Annotated in this window: 9 protein-coding genes; 1 reads left to right on the top strand and 8 read right to left on the bottom strand. The window is 58.9% G+C overall.

Going from position 1 to position 7878, the window contains the following annotated elements; translation table 11 throughout:
- From PSTU_RS22110 to xerD, 3 genes are all read right to left on the bottom strand, one after another.
- Positions 1-127: GFA family protein (locus tag PSTU_RS22110; protein ID WP_413771563.1), on the bottom strand; the 127-nt coding region annotated here is incomplete at its 3' end.
- A 108-nt stretch (positions 128-235) separates the two neighbouring features.
- Positions 236-961 carry a DsbC family protein gene (locus tag PSTU_RS0116965; protein ID WP_019342207.1) on the bottom strand — a complete coding sequence of 242 codons (726 nt, stop codon included), beginning with the start codon at positions 959-961 and terminating at the stop codon, positions 236-238.
- A 127-nt stretch (positions 962-1088) separates the two neighbouring features.
- A complete protein-coding gene (xerD, locus tag PSTU_RS0116960) occupies positions 1089-1985 on the bottom strand; it encodes a site-specific tyrosine recombinase XerD (protein ID WP_029404841.1) in 897 nt (298 codons plus the stop codon).
- Positions 1986-2168: 183 nt separating this feature from the next.
- Here xerD and PSTU_RS0116955 point away from each other — a divergent pair, with 183 nt between their 5' ends.
- Entirely contained in the window at positions 2169-4013 is a 1845-nt protein-coding gene (locus PSTU_RS0116955) for a cation:proton antiporter (protein WP_019342205.1), read from the top strand.
- Positions 4014-4153: 140 nt separating this feature from the next.
- Here PSTU_RS0116955 and rplS read toward each other — a convergent pair whose 3' ends face one another.
- The 5 genes from rplS to ffh all read right to left on the bottom strand — a co-directional run bounded on the left by rplS (position 4154) and on the right by ffh (position 7669).
- On the bottom strand, positions 4154-4504 hold the full coding sequence (gene rplS, locus PSTU_RS0116950) for a 50S ribosomal protein L19 (RefSeq protein ID WP_019342204.1): 351 nt from the start codon (positions 4502-4504) through the stop codon (positions 4154-4156).
- A 44-nt stretch (positions 4505-4548) separates the two neighbouring features.
- Positions 4549-5301, bottom strand: coding sequence for a tRNA (guanosine(37)-N1)-methyltransferase TrmD (trmD, locus tag PSTU_RS0116945; protein ID WP_019342203.1), 753 nt, complete (start codon positions 5299-5301; stop codon positions 4549-4551).
- 5 nt (positions 5302-5306) lie between these two features.
- Positions 5307-5846: a ribosome maturation factor RimM gene (rimM, locus tag PSTU_RS0116940; RefSeq protein ID WP_019342202.1), complete on the bottom strand. Its 540-nt coding sequence runs from the start codon at positions 5844-5846 to the stop codon at positions 5307-5309.
- A 4-nt stretch (positions 5847-5850) separates the two neighbouring features.
- Positions 5851-6102: a 30S ribosomal protein S16 gene (gene rpsP / locus PSTU_RS0116935; RefSeq protein ID WP_003282953.1), complete on the bottom strand. Its 252-nt coding sequence runs from the start codon at positions 6100-6102 to the stop codon at positions 5851-5853.
- A 187-nt stretch (positions 6103-6289) separates the two neighbouring features.
- On the bottom strand, positions 6290-7669 hold the full coding sequence (gene ffh, locus PSTU_RS0116930; protein ID WP_019342201.1) for a signal recognition particle protein: 1380 nt from the start codon (positions 7667-7669) through the stop codon (positions 6290-6292).
- Positions 7670-7878: the final 209 nt, after the last annotated feature.

Below are 7878 nucleotides of genomic sequence, written 5' to 3'. Positions count from 1 at the left end.
TTGCAAACCCCCCCGCCCCTGCCGTTTTGCGGCAGATCGAGCAATAACAGCGCATGAAGGGATAGGGTTCGGCCGACTCCACAGAAAAACGAATGGCCTTGCAATGACAGGAACCTTCGAGCTTCATTTTTTCACCTCCTCAATATGCCTTCTGGCTTTGAACGCGAGGGGTGAAACAGTTCAGCTGTGATCACGACGGACAGCCTCTTCGTGACCGAAGGGGCTGTCCCAGCGACTACTTGGCTTTCAGAGCGAGTTCCGCGAGCTGCGGCGCCGGCTGATAGCCAGGAATGATCTGGCCGTCTGCGAGGATGATTGCCGGGGTGCCTTGTACACCGATCAGCTGGCCCAACGCGTACTGCTCGGCTACCGGATTGTCGCAGCTCGCGGCCGGCACATCTTCCCGGGCTTTGGCCTTGTTCATCGCAGCCTGACGATCCTTTGCGCACCATACGCTGGTCAGCGTGTTGGCACCGTGACTGCCCATCCCCTGCCGCGGAAAGGCCATATAGCGAACTTCGACGCCAAGACGGTTCAGCTCCGGCACTTCACTGTGCAGCTTCTGGCAGTAGCCGCAGTCGGTGTCGGTAAACACGGTGATATGGGTCTTCGGTTTTTCAGGTGAGAAAACGACCATCTTGCTGGTGGGAATCGCGTCGATCGTCTTCGCCACAGATTGGCTCTGCGCCTGCTCGGTCAGGTTGGTCGCCTGGCCGTCTTTGAACTGATACATATAGCCCTGAATCAAGAACTGACCATCAGCGCTCGCGTAGAGTTGGCGTCCACCCTTCAGCTGAACCTGATAAACCCCCTTCATTGGACTTTCGGCGATCGCCTCGATGGGCATATCGGGCTGGAGCGCATTGAGCGACTCACGGATCGCCTGTTCAGCGTCAGCAGCCAGGGCAACGGAGCTGACGAGGCTTATGGCAACGGCAGCGAAGATACGATTCACGCGCATGAGATCTCCTGGCGACTTCGATCGAGGGAAGGCCGGCAGATTAACATAGGGCTCGGTCATCCAGTGCAGGCGGCAGGGCTTCGCTCATCTGCTTTGTGGCCTGCAGCGCATCTTCCAGAGCAGCCCTTCAGCCGCGCGGATGATGCTGCGCGTGGAGTTCCTGCAGCCGCGCGCGGGCAATGTGCGTGTAGATCTGCGTTGTGGACAGATCGCTGTGACCGAGCAGCATCTGCACCGTTCGAAGATCCGCGCCATGGTTGAGCAGATGCGTCGCGAATGCATGGCGTAGCGTGTGCGGCGAGATCGATGTGGCGATTCCTGCCTGGCGGGCATGCAGCTTGATTCGGTACCAGAACGCCTGCCTGGTCATCAGATCCCCGCGCCGGCTCGTGAACACCACATCGCTGGCGTTGCCAGTGAGCAGTTCGTCACGGGCATCGCGAAGATAGCGTGCCAGCCAGTGCATGGACTCCTCGCCCAAAGGTACCAGGCGCTCCTTGTTTCCTTTACCAAAGGTACGCAAGACACCTTGGCGAAGATTGATCTGTTCAAGACGAAGTTCGATCAGCTCCGTGACCCGCAGACCGGTCGCATACAGCACTTCCAGCATCGCCCGATCACGCAGGCCCAGTGGATCGCCAACATCCGGCGCGGACAACAACGCCTCGACATCCGCCTCGGACAACGCTTTGGGCAGCGGTCGTCCCAGCTGCGGCAGATCGACCCGCAGCGTCGGATCGACCGTGATCAATCCTTCGCGCAGCAGAAATCGATAAAACCCACGAAGCCCGGACAACAGCCGCGCCGTGGAACGAGCCTTGTAGCCATTAGCCAGACGCCAGGCAAGGTGGTCGAGAATGACGTCCCGGCCCGCATCGACCAGCCGCACATTGCGCCCGTCCAGCCAGCCGTTGAATAACGCCAGATCGCTGCGATAGGCGTCGCGGGTGTTGTCCGAAAGTCCTTTTTCGAGCCAAAGGGCATCGAGGAAGCGGTCGATAAGGGGGTCGTCTTGAGCCGGCATGCTGGGGGACACAGGAAAGAAAAAGGAGGCCAGTGTTCCATAGAACGCCCATACCAGCCAGCAGCCTCAACCTCTCCTTGCAGACCTGTTTCAGCTAGGCGGTGTCAGATTAGCTAGGCCGGGCGCTGAGCCTGTCAGCTGGTCGCCCAAGCCTGCCGCCCTTCCATCGACGACCCGGTAACCATGACCGAACAAGACATCCTTATCGCCCTCGCCGCGCTCGGCATCGCCTCGCTCGCTAGCCAATGGCTGGCATGGCGATTACGACTGCCTGCGATTCTTTTCCTCTTGCTGAGCGGAATCCTGGCCGGACCCGTGCTCGGCTGGCTGGATCCGACTCGCCTGTTCGGCACCCTGCTCTTCCCTTTGGTTTCACTGGCGGTGGCATTGATCCTCTTCGAGGGCAGCCTGACGCTACGCGTCTCCGAGCTGCCTGGAATCGGCACGGTCGTGCGCCGCCTGATCAGCATCGGCGCGCTGACAACCTGGGGCGTAATCACCCTGTCCGCTCATTGGCTGCTAGGGTTCGACTGGGAACTTGCGTTGCTCCTGGGTAGCTTGACGCTTGTTACCGGTCCGACTGTGATCGTACCGATGCTGCGCGTGGTGCGCCCCAACGCAGTGGTTGCCAATATCCTGCGGTGGGAAGGGATCATCATCGACCCGATCGGTGCCTTGCTTGCGGTGGTGGTCTACAGCTTTATCATTACCCGAGGCACCGAAGCCGCCTGGACGCAGAGCCTACAGACGTTCGGCGGGGTCCTGCTGTGCGGAAGCGCGCTCGGCATAGCAGGAGGCTGGATCCTCGGCCAGCTGGTGAAACGACACTGGCTGCCGGAATACTTGCAGAACCTGGCGACACTGGCAGCGGTGCTCGGCGTGTTCGTCGCCGCCAATAGCTTGGTCCATGAATCCGGTCTACTAGCAGTCACGCTAATGGGCATCTGGCTCGCGAACATGCGCGATGTTGACGTTCGAGACATCCTTCACTTCAAGGAAAACCTGAGCATCCTGCTCATCTCGGGGCTGTTTATCCTGCTGGCAGCAATGCTCGATCTGGCGGCACTGATGGAGCTGGGGCCGGCAGTGCTGATCCTTCTAATGATCGTGCAGTTCGCGGCTCGACCGCTGGCGATTGCCCTGTGCACTTGGGGTTCGCAGTTAAGTTGGCAGGAACGCCTGCTGCTCGCATGGATTGCGCCGCGAGGGATCGTCGCGGCTGCCGTATCCGCAATTTTTGCGGTTCGCCTAAACGAAACGGGCCATGAGGATGCACTGTTGCTCGTGCCGCTCACCTTCGCCGTAATCATTGGCACTGTGGTACTGCAAAGCGCAACCGCCCGCCCCTTGGCGAGACTGCTCAAGGTTGCAGAGCCCCCGCCCAGCGGCTTTTTGCTCGTGGGCGCCAATCCCGTTGCTAGAGCGATTGGTCGCGCGCTGAGCGAACAAGGCGTGAGAGTCATGCTGACCGACTCCAGCTGGGACAACATTCGCGCGGCTCGGATGGAGAATCTACCAACTTATTACGGAAACCCGGCCTCTCAACACGCCGAAAACCACCTCGATCTGGTTGGGCTCGGACACCTGCTGGCGTTGTCGCCTGTAGGCGAAATGAACACCCTTGCCGCCATGCGCTTCCGTCACGAGTTCGGCGTTGGTCGACTCTTTAACCTGGCAAGCACCCAAGAGAATCGACGCAGCGACAAACATCGACCCAGCGACGAACACCGAGGCCGTCCACTAGGCACGCCCACGCTGACTTACTCGCAACTTGCCGGACGCCTAGGTCGAGGGGACTCATTCAAAAGCAACAAATTGACCGATACCTTCGGCTGGCAGGAGTATCAGGTCCTAAATGGCTCGGGCGCCGTCCTGTATTTCGCGATAGACAACCACGGCCATACACACGTATTCCACCCGGACGCTCGGATCAAGCCAGAGGCCGGTTGGACCTTGATTGCCCTGACCGACAACGCAGACGCTGATGCAGCCGTGAACAAATCCGAGCCGGGTCGCCCGATACCCTGAGAGCGCCAACACTTCCAGACCATGCGCACGGCACAGGCCGCCAGCAGTACGCCGCCCGCGTCCGGGCTATACGGTTAGCGCAAACCAATCGCCCATAAAAAAAGCAGCCCGGAGGCTGCTTTTTCTGGGAAAAACTTTCCTCAGGAAAGCTTTTCCTTGATGCGAGCTGCCTTGCCGGACAGCGCGCGCAGGTAGTACAGCTTGGCTTTACGGACATCACCACGGCGCTTGACGCTGAGGCTGTCGACCATCGGGCTGTAGTACTGGAATGTACGCTCAACGCCTACACCATTGGAGATCTTGCGAACGGTGAAAGCGCTGTTCAGGCCGCGGTTACGCTTGCCGATCACGACGCCTTCGAAGGCCTGCAGACGCTCACGCTCGCCTTCCTTCACCTTGACCTGGACAACTACGGTGTCACCTGGGGCGAACGGGGGCAGCTGCTTGGTCATCTGCTCGCTTTCAATCGCCTGAATAATCTTGTTGGTCATGCTGTGCTCCTGAGACAGGCCTTTCTGGCGTGCCATCGATACGTTTAACTATCGTCCCGCTGGCGGATGTATTCCGTCAGCAGCTTTTGTTCTTCCCCAGAAAGCGAGCGGCTATCCAGAAGATCAGCGCGACGCTCCCAGGTCCTTCCGAGGGACTGCTGTAAACGCCAACGCCGGATGTGTTCATGATTGCCACTGAGCAGCACCTCAGGAACACGCTTATCCGCATACACCTCCGGTCGCGTGTAATGCGGGCAGTCGAGCAGGCCGTCGGTAAACGAATCCTCCTCAGCCGAATCAGCATGACCCAGCGCTCCAGGGAGCAGACGGGTCACTGCGTCGATAAGCACCATGGCCGGCAATTCACCACCGGACAACACATAGTCGCCAATCGACCATTCTTCATCTACATGCGTTTCGATGAAACGCTCATCGATGCCTTCGTAACGGCCCGCGATGAGGATAAGCCCAGTCTCTTGCGCCAGGTCGCGAACATCAGCCTGTTTCAGCTGACGCCCCTGCGGCGACAGGTATATCACCTTCGCGTTATCCCCAGCGGCCTGCCGGGCATCGGCCAATGCAAGCTCAAGCGGCTTGACCTTCATCACCATGCCGGGTCCGCCCCCAAAAGGGCGATCATCGACTGTCTGATGGCGATCTTCGGTATAGCTTCGAGGATTCCAGCATTGTAGCTGGAGCAACCCCTGCTTCACCGCACGGCTAGTGATACCGTATTCACCGATAGCCGCAAACATATCGGGGAACAGACTGATCACATCGACTCGCAGGCCAGACATGATGCTCAGAAGTCTGCATCCCATTCGACGCGCATCTCGCCTGCTTCCAGATCGACCTTCAATACACAGGGGTCGGTATAGGGCAGCAGGCGTTCGCGGTCATCCAAGCTGCCGTCGAACGGCTTGACCACCAGCACATCGTTGGCGCCGGTCTCGAGCAGATGATCGACCCGACCGAGCACTTGCCCGAGCTGGTTGATGACCGTCAGGCCCTGAAGCTGGTACCAGTAGTAATCATCATCGTCAGTCAACTGTGGCAATTCACTGCGCAGGATGCAGATCTCGAAGTCCGCGTAGCCACGCGCCTCTTCCCGATCTGTCAGCCCCTTCAGCGTAGCCACCAGGATCTTGCCCTGCAGGCGACCCTTGACCAGCTCGACCTGCTTGACCTCGTCACCTCGCCTGAGCGTCCAGCGATGATAGTCCAGCAGATTGTCGATAGGATCGGTAAAGGAGTAGACCTTTACGTCACCACGCACGCCATGCACCGAAACAATTTTGCCGATAACAATCAGGTCTTCGGCCGGAGCAGACGTTGCGTTCATGTAATTAGGCAGCAGCCTTGGCAGCTTCCTTCAGCAACTGAGCAACACGCTCAGACGGCTGTGCGCCCTGGCTCAGCCAGTAAGTAGCGCGCTCCTGGTTTACAGAGAGCTTCACTTCCGCACCCGAAGCGATCGGATTGAAGAAACCGATACGCTCAACGAAGCGACCATCGCGCGGGTTGCGGCTGTTGGTCACGGTCAGGTGGTAGAAAGGGCGCTTCTTGGAGCCGCCACGGGCCAGACGAATAGTTACCATGTGAACATCGTTCCTGTAGTCGGTACAGCAAATCTGAATGCCGGGCTCAAGGCCCGAAAGGCCGCATATTCTAAGGATTATCCGGACTTTTGCAAATGGCTTTTTCAAAAACAACCGCAGGCCTCGCCAGCAGGCCTATCCAGCGTCAGCGGAGCCCGGCGCGGCGTCCACTGATCTCTTCGAAACATTAAAACTTGGGCATTCCGCCGCCGCCCGGCAACATGCCCCCCATGCCGCGCATCATCTTCGCCATGCCGCCTTTACCGCTGACCTTCTTCATCATTTTCTGCATTTGCTTGTGCTGCTTGATCAGGCGGCCAATATCTTGCACTTGCGTGCCGGAGCCCATGGCAATGCGACGCTTGCGCGAACCGCTGATGATGTCCGGGTTACGGCGCTCGACAGGAGTCATCGAATTGATGATGGCTTCCATCTGCTTGAACTGCTTCTCGGCCGCGCCCTGGGCATTCCCCATCTGCGATAGATTCATGCCGCCGATCGATGGCAGCTTGTCCATCAAGCCGCCCAGGCCACCCATGTTTTTCATTTGCTGAAGCTGATCACGGAAATCTTCCAGATCGAACCCTTTGCCCTTTTTCAGCTTCTTGGTGAGCTTCTCAGCCTTTTCCCGGTCGAGCGTCTGCTCGGCCTGCTCGATCAAGCTGAGCACATCACCCATGCCGAGGATTCGAGAAGCAATGCGGTCCGGATGAAAGGGCTCGAGCGCGTCGCTCTTCTCGCCCATACCCAGGAACTTGATCGGCTTACCGGTGATGTGGCGCACCGACAGGGCAGCGCCGCCACGTGCGTCACCATCGACCTTGGTAAGAACCACACCTGTCAGCGGAAGCGCTTCACCGAAAGCCCTGGCAGTATTGGCCGCATCCTGGCCAGTCATGGCGTCAACCACAAACAAGGTCTCAGCCGGCTTGATCGCCGCATGAACAGCTTGGATTTCGGCCATCATCTCCGCATCGATAGCCAGACGACCGGCGGTATCGACCAGAACCACATCGATGTATTTGAGTTTGGCCTCGCGGATGGCGGCTTGAGCAATCTCGACTGGCTTCTGACTGGTGTCAGACGGGAAGAAGGTCACGCCCACTTCCGCCGCGAGCGTCTCGAGCTGCTTGATGGCGGCAGGACGATAAACGTCGGCCGACACCACCAACACTGACTTCTTCTTGCGCTCCTTGAGGAACCTTGCGAGCTTACCAACCGTAGTCGTCTTGCCCGCCCCTTGCAGGCCCGCCATCAGCACTACCGCAGGCGGAACCACGCTGAGATCAAGGTCTTCATTCGCCGCGCCCATCAGCTCTTCCAGCTCGACGCGGACGATCTTCACAAAAGCCTGACCGGGCGTCAGGCTCTTGGAGACCTCGGTACCGACAGCTCTGTCCTTGACCCTGGCGACAAACTCCTTGACCACAGGTAGCGCAACGTCGGCTTCTAGCAATGCCATTCGCACTTCGCGCAGGGTGTCCTTGATATTATCCTCGGTCAGCTTGGCCTTGCCGGTAACATGGCGAAGCGTCTGGGAGAGGCGGTCGGTTAGGTTTTCAAACATGTGCCATTTCCACGCTGGATGTGGTTAAGGCACCGATTATAGAAGCTGCATGCCTCAGGCCGGTACCCCGCTATCAATGCTTTTCATCGAACGGCCCAATCATGCCTGCCCTCGCCGTCGTCATCCGCCCGTTACGCATCTATCGACCGGCACCGCGGCGGTACCCGCGGCCAACCGCACACTTTTGTGCATCCGGCGTTTATGCCACA

Source organism: Stutzerimonas stutzeri SDM-LAC (genome assembly GCF_000235745.1).
Classification (GTDB): Bacteria; Pseudomonadota; Gammaproteobacteria; order Pseudomonadales; family Pseudomonadaceae; genus Stutzerimonas; species Stutzerimonas stutzeri_H.
This window is presented reverse-complemented; position numbering and strand designations above follow the sequence as displayed.